Consider the following 16,174-nt stretch of genomic DNA (forward strand, 5'->3'; position numbering starts at 1 on the left):
TAGTTCTACTCTAGCCGCTGGCCGGGGAGTTTCCAATTGACGAAATGCGGGAAGTGATGGATTATATTCTTATTCTGTGTAAGCTTGTTAACCTACTATCTGTTAGGGGGAAGCGGCATGAATGATGGCAATATCCGCAAGCCGGAAGGGTTTGTGGAGGAGAAGCTGTATGTGCTGCCGGAGTACTGGATGAAGGAATTGGAGCAGGAGGAGCTGACCGCCTCCTTGTTCATCACGGACATTGGTTATTTCCCGAATGCCCGTTATCATTTCAGGGAACGCCTGGAAGGCAGCCCGTCCCATATCTTGATCTTGTGTGAAGCGGGGGAGGGCTGGGTGGAGATGAATCATGGAGAGCAGATGACCATGCAGCCGGGGGACATGGTGATTATTCCTCCACACACCCCGCACCGGTACGGGGCCATGCAGGAAGAGCCATGGAGCATATACTGGTTCCATTTCAAAGGAAATCATGCGGACCGGCTGGTGAAGCTGTTCGGATTGTCGGGTGCTCCCCTCGCACTGGCCCCGAGCGGCAAGGCCCGGCTCATCGAATGGTTCGTTCCTGCCTATGAGCTGCTGGCTGAGCGGACCTACGCCCTGGCTACCCATGTGCACATCGCCCAGACGGCCAGACAGCTGCTCTCCGGCATCGGCATTACGGCAGGCCCGTCCGCGCAGGAGAAGAAACGCGGGACGTATCTGGAACAGGCGATCCAGTATATGAACGGACGGCTGGGCAGCAACCTCACCCTGCCTGAGCTGGCTAAGCAGGTCGGCGTGTCGAAGCAGCATCTGATCTATATCTTCAACGCCGAGACCGGAGTCTCCCCGATCGGGTATTTCCTGCGGCTCAAAATCCAGCGGGCAGGCCATCTGCTCGATCTTACCGAACTCAGCATTAAGGAGATCGGCTCCGCTATAGGGATCAACGACCCTTATTACTTCTCCAGGCTGTTCAAGAAGATTTCGGGGTTCTCTCCTTCAAGCTACCGGAAGATCCCGAAGGGCTGAATCTGTACTGGAACGAAAAGGGCCTTCCGGGCTAATTTCTCAGCTGCAGGAAGGCCCTTTTTGAATATCTCTGAATATCTCTGCCGCGTAAGCTAAGCGGCTCTGCTACTCAATCTCCTTCCCGGTAAACAGCGAGACTCTCGCTTTAACCAGCTCTGTATATTCCTTCTCCATTTTCTCTGCACCCGCTTTATTCAGCTCCGCAATGAATTCGTCGTAGATTTTATCGAAATCGGCTGTGCTGGAGAGGATGGCTTCGGGAATCCGTTTGTGGACGATATCCTGCGTCTTTTGATAGATTACCTGATAATCCCCATCTGTCGGCACCGGCATATTGTACAGCGCGCCCCATTCCTTGACCGGGAATTCATCCTCCGCCGGGAACAGGTCTTTCCAGGTTGTTGCGTTATACGCAGCCAGGCTCGCTTTCTCCGCACCCGAATATTCGGCCAGAATCTGTTCCGGGAAGTTCGTTGTATAGTAATTGCCTGTAGAATCCTTCACACCATCCCCGTAGCGGACTCCCAGCGTGGAATACAACCCCACCCCTGTCGCTTTGGTGAAACTTGCTGCATCGTTGACCTTCTGATCCAGAATGTCGGCAGGGATGACGCGCTTCCCGTTCTCCACATTATAATGCTTGCCTTCGATCCCCCAGTTTCTCAGCACCTGGCCTTCTTCCGAGGAGAGCCAGTCCAGGAATTTAATCGCTCGGACCGGATCTTTACAAGCCGTGGTGATACTGATCCCGTAGCCGTCCACTCCGACAGACTGCATGGCGTGATCCTTGTACTCCTCACTCAGCGTAACCGGGAAGTGGGCGTACGTATATTCGTCTTTGCCCGCAGCCTTCAGGGCGTTCTCCGCATCCTGATACTCCCATTCCACTGAGGTAAGCCCCAGCACCCGGCCGCTGGAGATTTTGGATTTGTACTGGTCATCCTTTTGGACAAAGGATTCCTTGTCGAGCAGCCCTTCATTGTACATATGGTTCAGCCAGCGGAAGTACTCCTTCTCTTCAGGCTTCTTATAATGCAGCATCGTCTCGTACGTCTCAGGGTTCACATAATATTCGCCGTCATTGGTTCCTCCGGTGGTGATATCGCCCTGGTTGGTCACCGTAATCATGATCTTCCAGCCGTCAGCATTGACGGTCAGCGGTATGGTCGGCTGCCCGTCCGTCGTTGGATGCTTAGCCACATACGCCTTGAGGACATTCTCGAAATCCTTCACCGTCCGGACTTCGGGATATCCAAGCTCTTTCAATACGCGGTGCTGAATCTGAAATCCGTTCGTCGCATCGAAGCTCTGTTGATCAATGCCGACATTCGTCGGGATCGAATAGATCGCCTGATTATCCTTGCTGTATTTCATCCGGTTCATGTTCCCATCCATGACTTTCTTTATATTCGGAGCATATTTATCAATCAGCTCGGTCAGGTCGATAATGGCTTCGGCATCCACCAGCTTGCCCAGCTCTCCCTTGGCATAGATCATATCAGGATACTCTCCGCTGGCTGCCATCATTGAGATTTTGTCCTGTCCCCCTCCGCTGCCCACATCATATTCCGCGTTCAGGGTAACACCTGTTTTGGCAACAATCTCCTTGCCGATATCATCCTCCATCCTGTTCCAATTCGGACTGGCATCGGCGCCAAAGAAGGTAAACGTTACGGGAGCTGTATCATTTGCGCTGTTATTTCCGTTCGTTGTATTCTTTGTGTTATTTCCGGCACTGCCGCTGTTGCTGCAGCCTGCCGAAATGAGCAGCATACTTGCCAGCAGACCCATCCCTAATCTTCTTGGCATTTGTTTTTCCATCCGTCTCATCCCCTTTGGTTGAATGCGTTTACAGTTATATTTTAGCGTCACCTTTGGCGGATAACCTTGATTTTCAAGTCGCAGACTAGCATTATATAGACAAATACGTATTTCTGAGGTGGGAGCTTTGTGAGCAATGTATATTTGAACTGGTTCACGACTGACGAGCATTTTCCTTTCTTTATCCAATATGGCGGGCACGAAGAAGACACCTCCCTCCATCAGCATGCAGACTTCTCCGAGCTTGTCATTGTGCTGAACGGACATGCTGCGCATATCGTCAACGACGAAGAGGCTTTTATCAAGAAAGGCAATGTATTCGTGATTAACGGCGGCACTCCCCATGCCTATAAGGACCCTTATGATTTCAGAATTTGCAACATTATGTACAAATCAGGCATGCTTAAGCTGGCCGGACCGGACTTAAGAACGCTGAACGGCTATCAGGCGCTGTTTGTCTTAGAACCCTTTTACCGCAGCATTAACGCCTATAAAAGCAAAATGAACCTCCCCATCGTCAGCCTGGAGGCTGTCTCATCGCTTGTGGCCGGCATGATTACCGAATATGAACAGAAGCAGCACGGCTATCAGACCATGCTCGCCTCCAAATTCATGGAGCTGGTCGTGTATTTGTCCAGACATTATGACATTCAGGAGAAGGGCGTGGACAACAGCCTGATGCACCTCGCCAGTGCGATCTCCTATATTGAGGATCACTATCATGAACCGGTTACTCTTGATGCCATTGCCGCCAAATCGGATATTTCCGCCCGTCATTTGAACAGGATATTCCAGGCGTATTATCTGACTACACCGATTGCTTATATTCAGCGTCTCCGGCTGGAACATGCATGCTCACTGCTCAAGCAAACCAGACACCCTATTACAGACATCTCCTATAGGTGCGGATTTAATGACAGTAATTACTTCGCCCGTCTCTTCAAAAAAACGTACGGCAAGTCCCCGAAGGCCTACCGCAATCAGCAGTAGTTGTGCAGCAGCCAGGTCCATACGCCTCTTAACGCAAAAAAGAGCAGCATGTCCCAAGGAACTGCTGCTCACACCTTATACCGCCGGCTGATCCAGCGGCTCATAATCGAACCAGTCATACGCTGCCGGAGCGCCCTGTCCCGTCACGGACGTTGCATACATAGCAACGAATACCCCGGTGAACCCTCCTGAGATTTCGGTGCTGAGATAATGTGTCTCTCCAGCCCCCAGCTCGATCACCCCGGAATCCGGTGCCTCAACCGAGGCTTCTATGCTGCCGGGCAGCGCCTTGATTCTCAGGATGACCGGCCCGTCAGGACACTCCTCCACCTGCTCCACCCGGAGTGAACCGACCGTCCGCCGGAACACGGCGGCTCTCCGCCCGCTGACAGAGCGGATCACCAGCTCATAATGATGCTTCTCGTTCTTGTACACTGCAATTCCGGCTTCTTCCCCTTCATGCTGCGGCTCATAATCCAGCTCTGCTGCTATATTGGCCGTGAAGTGGCTGAGGCGGCGGCCCGCAAAGGCAGGTGCGGCGGTTTCATTCAGCGTAGCCTCGTGGCCATGCAGAACGAGATGGCCCGGCCGTTCTTCAAGCGACCAGCTTCCTTCTGCCGGATTACGCAGAAAAGTCCAGTCCAGCCCCAGCCGGGTATCATCGAAATGGTCTCTTACGGGCTTCGCCGGCCAGCGGACTTCCGGCAGCAGCGGCGAGTCCATAACCGGCTCGATGTGGCCGCCGTTCCCGATAACCGGCCAACCCTCGGATGTCCAGGTTACGGGAGCCAGGAAGCTCTCTCTGCCCAGATGATGGCCCATCGGATAGGAGACCGGACGGATGCCTAAGCACACCGCCCACCAGCTCCCGTCCTGCGCCTCAACCAGATCGGCATGGCCTGTAGCTTGTATGCTGATTGCCGTACTGCGGTTGGACAGAATCGGATTATGGGGACAAGCAGCATACGGACCATAAGGCTGACGGCTTCTGGCGATGGTCTCCATGTGTCCATACTCCGTTCCGCCTTCGGCGATCATCAGATAATACCAGCCGTTCTTCCGGTACAGATGCGGAGCCTCGGGATGAGCGCCGCCCGTTCCTGTCCAGATCAGCACGCTCCCGGTCAGCATTTCCCCGGTCCCGATATCAATCTCGCACTGGTAGATTCCGTTCCCTTGCCCGCCGTCCATGGCGGACTGGAAATATACGCGCCCGTCCTCATCGAAGTACAGGGAAGGATCAATGCCGCCCTGTGCAATCAGGTAAGGCTCCGACCAGGTGCCTTCAGGATGCTGTGTTTTGACGAAGAAATTGCCCATCCCGCTTACATTCGTGGTCACCATATAGAACCAGCCGTTATGGTAACGGAGGGTCGGCGCGAATATTCCGCCTGAGCTCCACGAATTCTCCAGCGGCAACTGGCTGGGTGTGGTAAGGCAATGGCCGATCTGACGCCAGTGGACAAGATCCCTGCTGTGAAAGACAGGGACGCCCGGATAATATTCAAATGTGCTGGTCACCAGATAATAATCATCCCCTACCCTGCAGATGCTGGGATCGGGATGGAAACCGGATATGATGGGATTGGTATAGTGCATGAAGCCGCGCTCCTGTCCATTTTCAATTGAATTCTAGGTTCTATATCGATTATAAATGGAATCGCTCTGCCAAACCTTCACTTTCAAGTCACGGGAATAGCAAAATCCAGACATGGCCGCGCTTAGTTCCGTGCAGATGTTATATAGTTACCTTTTCAAATGATTGAAGCCGCTCCGCCTCTGCTTCCGCCGACGCCATAACCGGTACCCTCTGCGGACCGTCTCCAGAATCAGGCGGGGAACCGGAAATAAACGGCGGGAAGCCACGGGCCGGTACAACCTGTAATACAGCCGCTTGTAATCCTCCCACATGCTGCAGTCGTCATCCTTCAGGAAATCCGAGACATCTACAATCAGTCCCCGCCCGTCCCGGAGCATCACATTCTTGGCATGGATATCATGCGGGCGCAGCCCGCGGGACCTTGCATACTGAAGCGCGTTGTCAACGTCTTCAATAGCCTGTCCGGTAATGAGAATGCCGCGTTGCATGGAATCGTAGAAGGTGACTCCGCCCAGCCTTTTGAGAACCAGGAAATCCGCTCCGGCATAATAGCACTCCGAGAAGGCCGGATGCTGCCCGAGGCGGCGGTATACCTCTGCTTCTTCCTCAATGCCCGGCCTGCCCGGCGCGTAGATCTTCACTGCGAATTCCTCAGCTCCCTGCCGGCAGAAGACAGCTGCATAATTTCCGGTTCCGAGCACACTCCAGGGCTTTGGTACACCGCTGACCTTCACCGGCTCCAGCGGATTCACGCTCTCAATACTAACCTGTCCCAGCAGCTCGCCCATGATCTGCTCCAGCAGCTTGTCCATCCTTCTCACCCCGCAGCTTAAGTTCAGTAATGACTCTATCCACCCAGTGTACGCTATTCCCCGGCGATCAGCCAATCTTGCCGGCAAGCATGGCGAAGAACCGGACAACAGCTCTCCGGCTCTTCGTATATTTGAACGTACCTGTACACTCGCCCGTCATCCACGCCGCCCCCTGGGAGCTATGCCAAATGAATGACCTCATGCTCCTCCGCACTTCGGTAGGTCCCGAATACAAGCTCCAGCGTCTTCAGATTATCTTCGCCGCTCGTCTGGAATTGCCTTCCAGTGTCCAGGCATTCAATGAAATGCGACTGCAGCCGGTAATGACTCTCTTCAAAATCAAGGCCGTTATCCTCTGAAATCGCCGTCTCCAGCCCGTTATTATCAATCAGGCTGAGCCTGCCGCTGCTGTACAGCTTGATCGTTGCCTGATCACCTTCGATAATCAACTGCTCCTTATGGTCCGGCAGCACCGGCAGGGTTAGCGGGCCGGGCAGATTCTGCCGGGTGGCCCAGCTCATATCCATAAGGCCCATATAATCCTCATAGCCAAGGGTGATCAGCCCGGCGTCCTCTCCGGCAATATACGGACTGACCTTCCGGGTCTCTGCATACAGCCGTTTCGGCTCCCCGAACAGAAAGCGCCACGTATCGTACCAGTGAACCCCCATCTCATAGAACAGCAGCTTCGGCATCTCCCGGAAGAACGGCTGCGGAAGCTCATGCTCCGGGGCAAACCGCGGTGAATAATAATCCGTGTGGATATAACGGATCGTCTGGAGCCGTCCTGCCGTTCCCTGATCCAGCAGCTTGCGGATGGCCTGAATCGGCTGCAGCCAGCGCCAGTTCTCTGTAACCATCAGCCGGACGCCCGCAGCACGGGCCGTTTCCACCATCTCACAGGCTTCCTCCATGGAGCGGGCAAACGGCTTCTGGCACAGGATATGCTTCCCTGCCCGGGCGGCCAGTCCGACCAGCTCAGGGTGAGTATCCGGCGCGGTAATGATATCGACGATATCGATGTCTGCGGATGTCAGCATGTCTTCCAGCGTGGAGTACAGCATGTCCCCGGGAATCCCGTATGCTTCCGCTTTCCTGCGCAGCTTGTCCGAATCCAGGTCACACAGGCCATGAAGCTGAACGCCGGGGATACGCTGCCATGCCTGCAAATGCTTATCCGACCAATACCCGGCACCTACTATACCAACCTTCCACATCCTACTTCGCCTCCAGGTCATGCTCATCGCGCAGGCGCGTCATTCTCAACGCCATATAGGTCCGTCCCGGCAGAGCGACCCTGAAGGTTCCCTGATAGCTGCCCGCAAGCTCCTCCACCGTCATGTTCCAGGTATCCAGCAGCTCCACCTTATAGCGGATCTCCGGGTTCATCGTGAACTGGCGGAACATCGGCCGGTTAAAACCGAAATAATAGAGAACATATTCATCCTCTACCCCGGCTCTGGGCAGATCCCACTCCGAAGGGAGCGGGTTCAATCCCTCTGAAGGCCCTTCCTCCAGCACACGGCGCAGAAAAGCAATCCGCTCAGGACTCGTGCCATACAGCCGGCCGCCCTTGGCCCACCAGAGCTTATCTTCCGGGTGCAGATAGGTTTCCCCATGTCCGACATACCCTCCACGGACCGCGCCTTCCCAGAAACGGCGGACCATCTCTTCCCCGGTAATATTTCCCCAGCCATGCTCGACATTGCCCTCGTAGGCACATTCATCGATCACGACAGGCTTATTCCAGCGCCGTCTCCATTCATCCGTATGCTCAGAGGTCTTGTAAGCATCCACACGCTGAATGCTACAATGCGTAACCCAGGGCTGGTTGAAATCATAGAAGGCAATGCCATTATGATTAGAGATCAGGTGCCCGTAAGGATCATACGACGTTACAATGTGGGCATACCGCTCCCAATCAGCCGGCATCTTGTTTCTCATGAAGTCATATTCATTGGCCAGCGACCACCAGACATGACGGTACGCGGAGAGCCTGGCTACAAGGTACCGGAGATAGCGGTCATCTGCCTCCTTGCCCATATCCGCGAAGCCCCAACGGTCATACGGGTGGAACAGAATCAGGTCTGCCTCGATGCCCAGCTCCCCAAGGTCTGCAATCCGCTCCTCCAAATGCCGGAAGAATGCCGGGTTGAACCGGCTGTAATCCCAGCCTGCTTGGGCCGAGCCTTCATAGGGATAATACTCCGGTTCATTCTCGTTATAGGAGTAGGATTTCGGGAACACGCACATTCTTATTTTGTTAAAAGAAGACGCTTTCAGCGTATCCAGTGTCTGGCGCTCCATCCCGTCCCCCTGATGGGTCCAGGCGTAGCAGGTCGTGCCGACAGGAAGATAGGGCGTTCCGTCCGCATAGGCAAAATGAAAGGTATTCCGCACCCGGACCGGACCGTGATTCCCGCCCGCCGCAGCCGTGCATTCCAGTTCCCCTTCAAGCTCATGCAGCACAGGCTCATTACTGCTGGTCCGGAACGCCCATTTCCCCTGATGTTCCGGCATGAAGCGGATGCGGTATACCCCTTCCCCATCATAGAAGCCCAGAACAAGAACCGAACGTTCTCCCATCGAAAATTCCGCCTGCAGCGCTACCTCCGTAAACGGATTGCCCCCGGCAGGACCTCCTTGCAGTACAATTTCACATACGCCCCACTGTGAAGTCTGGTCAGGCACCGATACGGAGACCTTCCCCTGAAATGCAGCAGCCTGCCCTGCTTCCTCCCGATTAGCCATTAGTCCTGCTCCCTTCTGTATGAATCCTGAGATATACCCTTAGCAAATCCGAACTAAACAATAACTAAACAAAACTAATATCATTAACTATAAATTCATTATTATAAAGCAATCCTACAACACCTTCATGCCATCGTCAATGTTCTTATCCAAGCTAAAAACCAGCTTATTCAACTATTATATTAACCTCGATTATATGCCAAATTCACTAAACATAAGTAAACAAAAATACAAATTACGCTTCATTGCTAAAATTAGCGCCTTCCCTTACACTAAACATACTTAAGCTACGATGCTGAATGGAGGTCTTGTCATTGAATATGGAGGAGCTTGCCCGGCTGGCCGGGGTCTCCAAAGGGGCCGTCTCGCTGGCGCTGAACGGGAAGCCGGGGGTCGGACCGGAGACACGCGGGCGAATCCTGCGCCTGGCGGAGACCTACGGATATACCGGCAGGGGAAAAGCGGCGGCCGCTGAGGCGAACCCCACCACCCTGCGGTTCCTGGTGTTCACCAATGCCGGACTGGTCCATCAGGAGTACTATCAGCAGCCCTTCTTCCGGGAGCTGATTCATCATATCGAGGAGCGCTGCCGGATGGGGGGCTACAGTCTGATGTTCTCCGCGATTGAAGAAAAGCACTATGAGCAGGGCATTCAATCCGTGATGGAGGAGCCCACCAGCGGCGTGATTCTGCTCGGGACCAGCCTGGATGCGGCCAGAATAGCCGATATTGCGGACAAGCTGCCCGGCTTGATCGTGCTGGACACCTGCTTCGATGCGCTGCCTGTCCATTTTGTCGAGATCAATAATTATATGGGGGCTTATCAGGCAGGCACCTATCTGACCGGCCACGGGCACCGGAGAATCGGTTATATCGCATCCGAGGAGCGGATTCATAACTTCGGGGAACGGCAGCGCGGGTTCATGGACGCCATGGCGGAGGCGCGGGTGGAGATTCCCCGGAGCAGCCTGCTGGCGGTGCCGCCGACTTTATTTTCCTCCCAGGGACCGTTACGGGACAAGCTGCAGCAGCTCAGGGACAGCGGCCAGCCTTTTCCCACCGCCTTCTTCTGTGAATGTGACTACATCGCCATCAGCGCGATTAAGGCGCTTGGCGAGCTGGGCTTCTCCGTCCCGGAGGATGTATCCGTCATCGGCTTCGATAATATCAATGAATCGCAGATTGTAGCCCCGGAGCTGACCACGGTTCATGTAGAGAAAGAACGGATGGCCGCATGGGCAGTGGATCTGTTCACCGCTTCTCTTCACCGGCAGCCCGCAGTCAGCACCAAGGTCAAAGTCGACACCCTCTTGATCGAGAGAGCTTCCTGCCGGCGGCTCGAACCCTCTGCGGATTAATAAGCTACACTCACAGCCTATTTGTAAAAAAACAGGAGCCAGCCCTAACCGCATCATCGCGGCTAAGGGGTTGGCTCCTGTTCCTGTCTGTATAGCATGGGTCCTAATCTTCTTGCTCTATTCGTCCAGCCAGGTACGCATCATCGATAACAGCTGTCCGCTGTTCACCGGCTTGGTAATATAATCCGAGCAGCCTGCTTCCAGGCACAGCTCCCGGTCTCCCTTCATCGCCTTGGCTGTAAGCGCAAGTATCGGGAGGTCCCTCCATTTCGGCTTCTCCCGGATCGCCCGGGTTGTCTCATAGCCGTCCATTCCCGGCATCATGATGTCCATCAGGACAATTCCGATATCCGGCGTCTGCTCCAGCAGCGTGATCGCATCCTGGCCGTTCTCCGCAGGGATCACCTTCATCTGATGGCGCTCCAGAATGGAGGTAAGCGCAAAGATGTTGCGGATATCATCATCCACGACAAGCACCTTTTTATACTCGATCATCTCATCCGATTGATACAGCTTCACCAGCTTGTCTCTGGAGAGCGGCGGCAGATCCTCTGCCTTGCGGTGCAGGGCGAGGGTGGATTCATCAATCAGCTGGGCATCCGATTTCACCTCTTTGAGCACCGCCATCTTGGCCAGCTCATCCCATTCGGTTTCTTCCTCCGGCGTCAGCTTCCGGTTCATCTGCACCAGCACGGGGATTCTTTTGTTCCTGGCGTTCTTGTACATCTCCCGGAGGAAGCGGATCAGATTCATGTCTGCCAGGCTGCTGTCCAGCACGATCGCATCGAACGTCTTGCTGTTCAACTGGTTCAAGGCTTTGCGCCCGGTCTCTACGGCGGTGAGTGTAAGATCAGGATTGTCCAGCAGCTCGGCTATATGCTTGCGCTCCTGTTCATCCTGGACGGCGACCAGCAGATTAGCCGTGGTGTGATCCGCGAACCGGTTCAGCCGGTCCAGCGCATTCTCCAGCTCCTCATTGGTCACGGGCTTGCGGAAGTAGTCGTAAGCCCCCTTCTGCAGCAGCTGCACCTCGTCTTCATCCACGGTCATTACGCAGACCGGAATATGCCGCACTCCGATATCGTTCTTGAGCTGCTGAAGCACCAGCCAGCCGTCCGTATCTCCGCCAAGATGCAGATCCAGCGTGATGGCCGACGGCTGGTACTTCTGAACCAGCTCCAGCACATCCCAGCCGCTGGTGGCGATAACCGCTTTGATTCCTTTTTTGTGGAGCATCCCCAGAATGATCTCGTTGAACTTCTGGTCATCCTCAACGATCAGGAACACCCGGTCTCCCGGTTCAATCCCATCGCGGTCATCCGCGAAGGGCTCCTCTTCCGGCTTGACAAGGCTGCTTCTGCGTTTGGCCGGGGTAATGTCTATGACCTCCGGAACATGAGCCTTCGGAGGCTCCGGTTCAGTGAATTCCGCATCTGTCGGCAGGTACAGGTTAAATACGCTTCCCTTGCCCACTTCGCTGTACAGGCTAATCTCTCCGCCGAGCATCTCGGCGATCTCGCGGGAGATGGCCAGCCCGAGACCCGTTCCGCCGTATTCCCGGTTCGTACTGCCGTCCGCCTGCTGGAACGCTTCAAAGATAATCTGCTGCTTCTCCGCCGGAATGCCGATTCCCGTATCACTTACCGAGAAGCAGATGACCGTTGCCGCCCGCTCAAGCGATTCCTTATCCGGGTGCCACCCGTCAGCCGCTTTGCGGATCTGCAGCATAATCTGCCCCTGCTCGGTGAATTTGAAGGCGTTCGACAGCAGGTTCTTCAGGATTTGCAGCAGACGCTTGGAATCCGTAGCGATGCTGGCCGGTACACCGGGATCAATCTTGATCCGGTAGTCGAGCTTCTTGGCATCCACCATATGGCGGAAAGAACGGTCCAGCCCGTCCGTCAGCTCCGCCAGCGAGACTTCGCTGAAATCCGGCGTGATCGTACCGGATTCGATTTTGGACAGATCGAGGATATCATTAATCAGGTTCAGCAGTTCAAGCCCGGAATCCTGAATGGTCTTCGCGAACTTCACCTGCAGCTCATGCAGATTCTCATCCGGATTCTCGGCCAGCTGTTCTGCCAGGAGCAGCAAGGAATTCAGCGGCGTGCGCAGCTCATGGGACATGTTGGCCAGGAATTCGGATTTGTACTTGGAGGTCAGGGCAAGCTGCTCCGCCTTCTCCTCCAGGTAACGCTTGGCCACCTCCACCTCATGGTTCTTGCTCTCCACCTCCGCCTTCTGGAGTACGAGCAGCTTCGCCTTATCCTCCAGCTCGTCATTCGTGCTCCGCAGCTCCAGCTGCTGCTTCTGCAGCTCCTCGGTGAGCGACTGGGACTGGATCAGCAGCTCCTCCGTACGCTGGTTCGCCTGCATCGTGTTAATTACACTGCCGATGGATTCCGTAAGCTGATCCAGGAAGGCGATGTCGATATCGCTATAAGGCCGGAAGGTCGCCAGCTCCAGAATCGCCAGCACCTGATCCTCGAAGATGATCGGCAGCAGAATGATATTAAGCGGCGTCGCTTCTCCCAGTGCCGAGGAGATCATCACATAGTCACCCGGTACGTTGGTCAGCAGAATCCGCTGCTTCTCAATCAGGCACTGGCCGACCAGCCCCTGCCCCGCCCGGAATTCATTCGCCAGATGCTTGCGGTTCTGATAGGCATAGCTGGCGAACAGCTTCAGCACCGCTTCCCCGCCGGAGGGTTCATTAATGTAGAAGACGCCATGCTGCATCGATACCAGCGGAGCCAGCTCGGACAGGATCATCCGGCTGACTGCATACAGATCGCGCTGCCCCTGGAGCATCCGCGAGAACTTGGCCAGATTGGTCTTCAGCCAGTCCTGCTCGGTGTTGATGCGGGTCGTCTCCTTCAGATTACGGATCATCTCGTTGATGTTATCCTTGAGCGTGGCAACCTCTCCGGAGGCGGACACATCAATCGCCCGTGACAGATCGCCGTTAGTCACTGCGGTAGCCACATTGGTGATGGCCCGCACCTGTGTGGTCAGCGTACTCGCCATGTAATTGACGTTGTCCGTCAGATCACGCCAGGTACCCGCGGCCCCCGGCACACTGGCCTGACCGCCCAGCTTCCCTTCGGCTCCAACCTCGCGGGCCACGGTAGTGACCTGATCAGCGAAGGTGGCCAGCGTCTCGATCATGTTATTGATCGTATCCGTCAGCTCGGCAATTTCGCCCTTGGCCTCCACCGTCAGCTTCTGCTTCAGGTTCCCGTTCGCCACCGCCGTCACGACCTTGGCGATGCCGCGCACCTGATCGGTCAGATTGGTGGCCATAATATTCACGTTGTCGGTCAGATCCTTCCAGATGCCCCCGACACCGCGCACCTGGGCCTGTCCGCCCAGCTTCCCGTCCGTGCCGACCTCGCTCGCTACACGCGTTACCTCGGAGGCGAACGAATTCAGCTGATCCACCATCGTATTGATCGTGTTCTTCAGCTCAAGCAATTCGCCTTTGACATCCACCGTAATCTTCTTGGACAGATCCCCGTTCGCTACCGCCGTGGTTACACCGGCAATGTTGCGCATCTGAATCGTCAGGTTGCTCGCCATGAAGTTCACCGTATCGGTCAGATCCTTCCAGGTGCCGGACACATCCTTCACCTCGGCCTGCGCGCCCAGCTTGCCGTCCGTGCCCACCTCGCGCGCTACACGCGTCACCTCGGAGGCGAAGATGGAGAGCTGGTCCACCATCGTGTTAATCGTATTTTTCAGCTCCAGAATCTCGCCCTTGACGTCTACGGTGATCTTCTTGGACAGGTCGCCCTTGGCTACCGCCGTGGTCACATCTGCAATATTGCGCACCTGGTCCGTCAGATTGCGGGCCATGTTATTTACGCCTTCGGTCAAGTCCTTCCAGGTGCCGCCGACTCCCTTCACCTGCGCCTGGCCGCCGAGCTTGCCGTCTGTACCGACCTCGCGCGCTACACGCGTTACCTCGGAGGAGAACATGGAGAGCTGGTCCACCATCGTATTGATCGTGTTCTTCAGCTCCAGAATTTCGCCTTGCACATCCGCAGTGATTTTCTTGGACAGGTCCCCGTTCGCCACCGCTGTCGTTACGACCGCGATGTTGCGCACCTGATTCGTCAGGTTGGACGCCATATAGTTCACGCTCTCGGTCAAATCGCGCCAGGTCCCGGCTACGCCCTTCACCTGCGCCTGTCCGCCCAGCATCCCTTCAGTGCCGACCTCGCGCGCCACGCGCGTCACCTCAGAGGCGAAGATCGACAGCTGCTCCACCATGGTGTTAATGGTGTTCTTCAGCTCCAGAATCTCGCCGGTCGCATTCACCGTAATCTGCTTCGACAGATCCCCCTTCGCCACAGCAGTCGTCACTTCAGCGATATTTCGCACCTGATCCGTCAGCGTCCCCGCCATGAAGTTCACGCTGTCGGTCAGATCCTTCCAGGTCCCGGAGACTCCCTTCACATCGGCCTGTCCGCCGAGAATTCCTTCCGTAGATACCTCGCGCGCCACACGCGTGACCTCGGAGGCGAAGTTGCTGAGCTGATCCACCATGATGTTAATGGTGCTTTTCAGCTCCAGAATCTCACCCTTCGCGTCGACGGTAATCGTCTTCGACAAGTCGCCCTTGGCTACCGCCGTGGTCACTTCCGCGATATTGCGCACCTGGTTCGTTAAGTTGGACGCCATATAGTTGACACTTTCGGTCAAATCCCGCCAGGTCCCGGACACGCCCTTAACATCGGCCTGCCCGCCAAGAATGCCTTCCGTACCGACCTCGCGCGCCATCCGGGTCACCTCGGAAGCAAAGGTCGATAACTGATCCACCATGATATTGATCGTGTTCTTCAGCTCCAGAATTTCACCCTGCACATCAGCGGTAATCTTCTTCGACAGATCGCCGTTGGCAACCGCCGTGGTCACCACCGCGATGTTCCGCACCTGGTTCGTCAGGTTGGACGCCATATAGTTGACGCTCTCGGTCAAATCCCGCCAGGTGCCGGAGACATCCTTCACATCGGCCTGTCCGCCGAGCTTGCCTTCGGTCCCGACCTCACGCGCCACCCGGGTCACCTCAGAGGCGAACATGGAGAGCTGGTCCACCATCGTGTTGATCGTATTCTTCAGCTCCATGATTTCGCCCCGTGCATTGACTGTAATCTGCTTCGACAGATCGCCGTTCGCTACGGCCGTGGTCACCGCCGCGATATTGCGCACCTGATCCGTAAGATTCGTCGCCATATAATTGACGCTGTCGGTCAGATCCTTCCAGGTCCCGGAGACCCCCTTCACATCAGCCTGTCCGCCCAAAATACCTTCGGTACCCACCTCACGCGCTACGCGTGTAACTTCGGAGGCGAACGTGCTGAGCTGATTCACCATCCTATTGATATTGCTTGCCGTTCGCTGGAACTCGCCGGTAAGCGGCCGTCCTTCAATCGCCAGCTCCACCTGCTGGGACAGATCGCCCTTGGCTACGGCGTTAATGACCCGGACCATCTCGCTGGTCGGCTGAATCAGGTCAATCACCAGTCCGTTCAAGGAATCGGTCACCGTCTCCCAGGACCCGCCCAGATTCTTCTGCACGAACCGTCTGGACAGGTTCCCTTCCTTGCCGACCACTCTGGCCACCGTCTGAACCTCGTTCACCAGGCTCTCCTGAATATCCATAATCTCGTTGAACGTATCCGCTACCTTACCGGCGATTCCCGTCCGGTCATACGGCATCCGGTGGGAGAAATTGCCCTTCTTCATCGCCATCAAGGCGCTCAGCAGTTCACCCGCGTCTATTCCATCGCCCTGGTTTTCTTTGATTTGGTTGTCATCGCTCATAG

General features: G+C 55.5%; 9 protein-coding genes. 3 read left to right on the plus strand and 6 right to left on the minus strand.

The window, feature by feature from the left end; genetic code table 11:
- Nucleotides 1–117: 117 nt before the first annotated feature.
- Complete coding sequence (locus MHH78_RS28820; protein WP_341169670.1) at nt 118–1,014, plus strand: helix-turn-helix domain-containing protein; 897 nt, start codon at nt 118–120, stop codon at nt 1,012–1,014.
- A 105-nt stretch (nt 1,015–1,119) separates the two neighbouring features.
- On the opposite strand, the gene MHH78_RS28825 is transcribed toward MHH78_RS28820, so the two are convergent.
- Nucleotides 1,120–2,835, minus strand: a complete 1,716-nt coding sequence (locus MHH78_RS28825) for an ABC transporter substrate-binding protein (RefSeq protein ID WP_341169671.1) — start codon at nt 2,833–2,835, stop codon at nt 1,120–1,122.
- Between the two features lie 129 nt (nt 2,836–2,964).
- Here MHH78_RS28825 and MHH78_RS28830 point away from each other — a divergent pair, with 129 nt between their 5' ends.
- The gene (locus MHH78_RS28830) at nt 2,965–3,825 is read left to right on the plus strand and encodes a helix-turn-helix domain-containing protein (protein ID WP_341169672.1); all 861 of its coding nucleotides are present in this window, start codon (nt 2,965–2,967) and stop codon (nt 3,823–3,825) included.
- A gap of 75 nt (nt 3,826–3,900) precedes the next feature.
- Here the strand turns inward: MHH78_RS28830 and MHH78_RS28835 are convergent, their stop codons facing one another.
- From MHH78_RS28835 to MHH78_RS28850, 4 genes are all read right to left on the minus strand, one after another.
- Nucleotides 3,901–5,424 carry a glycoside hydrolase family 43 protein gene (locus tag MHH78_RS28835; RefSeq protein WP_341169673.1) on the minus strand — a complete coding sequence of 508 codons (1,524 nt, stop codon included), beginning with the start codon at nt 5,422–5,424 and terminating at the stop codon, nt 3,901–3,903.
- 147 nt (nt 5,425–5,571) lie between these two features.
- Nucleotides 5,572–6,237 carry a serine/threonine protein kinase gene (locus MHH78_RS28840; protein WP_341169674.1) on the minus strand — a complete coding sequence of 222 codons (666 nt, stop codon included), beginning with the start codon at nt 6,235–6,237 and terminating at the stop codon, nt 5,572–5,574.
- Nucleotides 6,238–6,416: 179 nt separating this feature from the next.
- Nucleotides 6,417–7,454, minus strand: a complete 1,038-nt coding sequence (locus MHH78_RS28845; RefSeq protein ID WP_341169675.1) for a Gfo/Idh/MocA family protein — start codon at nt 7,452–7,454, stop codon at nt 6,417–6,419.
- A 1-nt stretch (nt 7,455) separates the two neighbouring features.
- Nucleotides 7,456–8,988, minus strand: coding sequence for a DUF5605 domain-containing protein (locus tag MHH78_RS28850; RefSeq protein WP_341169676.1), 1,533 nt, complete (start codon nt 8,986–8,988; stop codon nt 7,456–7,458).
- Between the two features lie 320 nt (nt 8,989–9,308).
- Here MHH78_RS28850 and MHH78_RS28855 point away from each other — a divergent pair, with 320 nt between their 5' ends.
- Complete coding sequence (locus tag MHH78_RS28855) at nt 9,309–10,346, plus strand: LacI family DNA-binding transcriptional regulator (RefSeq protein WP_341170401.1); 1,038 nt, start codon at nt 9,309–9,311, stop codon at nt 10,344–10,346.
- A 117-nt stretch (nt 10,347–10,463) separates the two neighbouring features.
- On the opposite strand, the gene MHH78_RS28860 is transcribed toward MHH78_RS28855, so the two are convergent.
- Nucleotides 10,464–16,172, minus strand: coding sequence for a HAMP domain-containing protein (locus tag MHH78_RS28860; protein WP_341169677.1), 5,709 nt, complete (start codon nt 16,170–16,172; stop codon nt 10,464–10,466).
- Nucleotides 16,173–16,174 lie beyond the last annotated feature (2 nt).

Source organism: Paenibacillus sp. FSL H3-0333 (genome assembly GCF_038002805.1).
GTDB lineage: Bacteria > Bacillota > Bacilli > Paenibacillales > Paenibacillaceae > Paenibacillus_AQ > Paenibacillus_AQ silagei.

What these genes read in the sequence shown, in the direction of transcription:
- MHH78_RS28860 (WP_341169677.1), bottom strand. Translation starts at nt 16,172, where the DNA reads ATGAGCGATGACAACCAAATCAAAGAAAACCAGGGCGATGGAATAGAC.
- MHH78_RS28855 (WP_341170401.1), top strand. Translation starts at nt 9,309, where the DNA reads ATGGAGGAGCTTGCCCGGCTGGCCGGGGTCTCCAAAGGGGCCGTCTCG.
- MHH78_RS28825 (WP_341169671.1), bottom strand. Translation starts at nt 2,835, where the DNA reads ATGGAAAAACAAATGCCAAGAAGATTAGGGATGGGTCTGCTGGCAAGT.
- MHH78_RS28840 (WP_341169674.1), bottom strand. Translation starts at nt 6,237, where the DNA reads ATGGACAAGCTGCTGGAGCAGATCATGGGCGAGCTGCTGGGACAGGTT.
- MHH78_RS28850 (WP_341169676.1), bottom strand. Translation starts at nt 8,988, where the DNA reads ATGGCTAATCGGGAGGAAGCAGGGCAGGCTGCTGCATTTCAGGGGAAG.
- MHH78_RS28845 (WP_341169675.1), bottom strand. Translation starts at nt 7,454, where the DNA reads ATGTGGAAGGTTGGTATAGTAGGTGCCGGGTATTGGTCGGATAAGCAT.
- MHH78_RS28835 (WP_341169673.1), bottom strand. Translation starts at nt 5,424, where the DNA reads ATGCACTATACCAATCCCATCATATCCGGTTTCCATCCCGATCCCAGC.
- MHH78_RS28820 (WP_341169670.1), top strand. Translation starts at nt 118, where the DNA reads ATGAATGATGGCAATATCCGCAAGCCGGAAGGGTTTGTGGAGGAGAAG.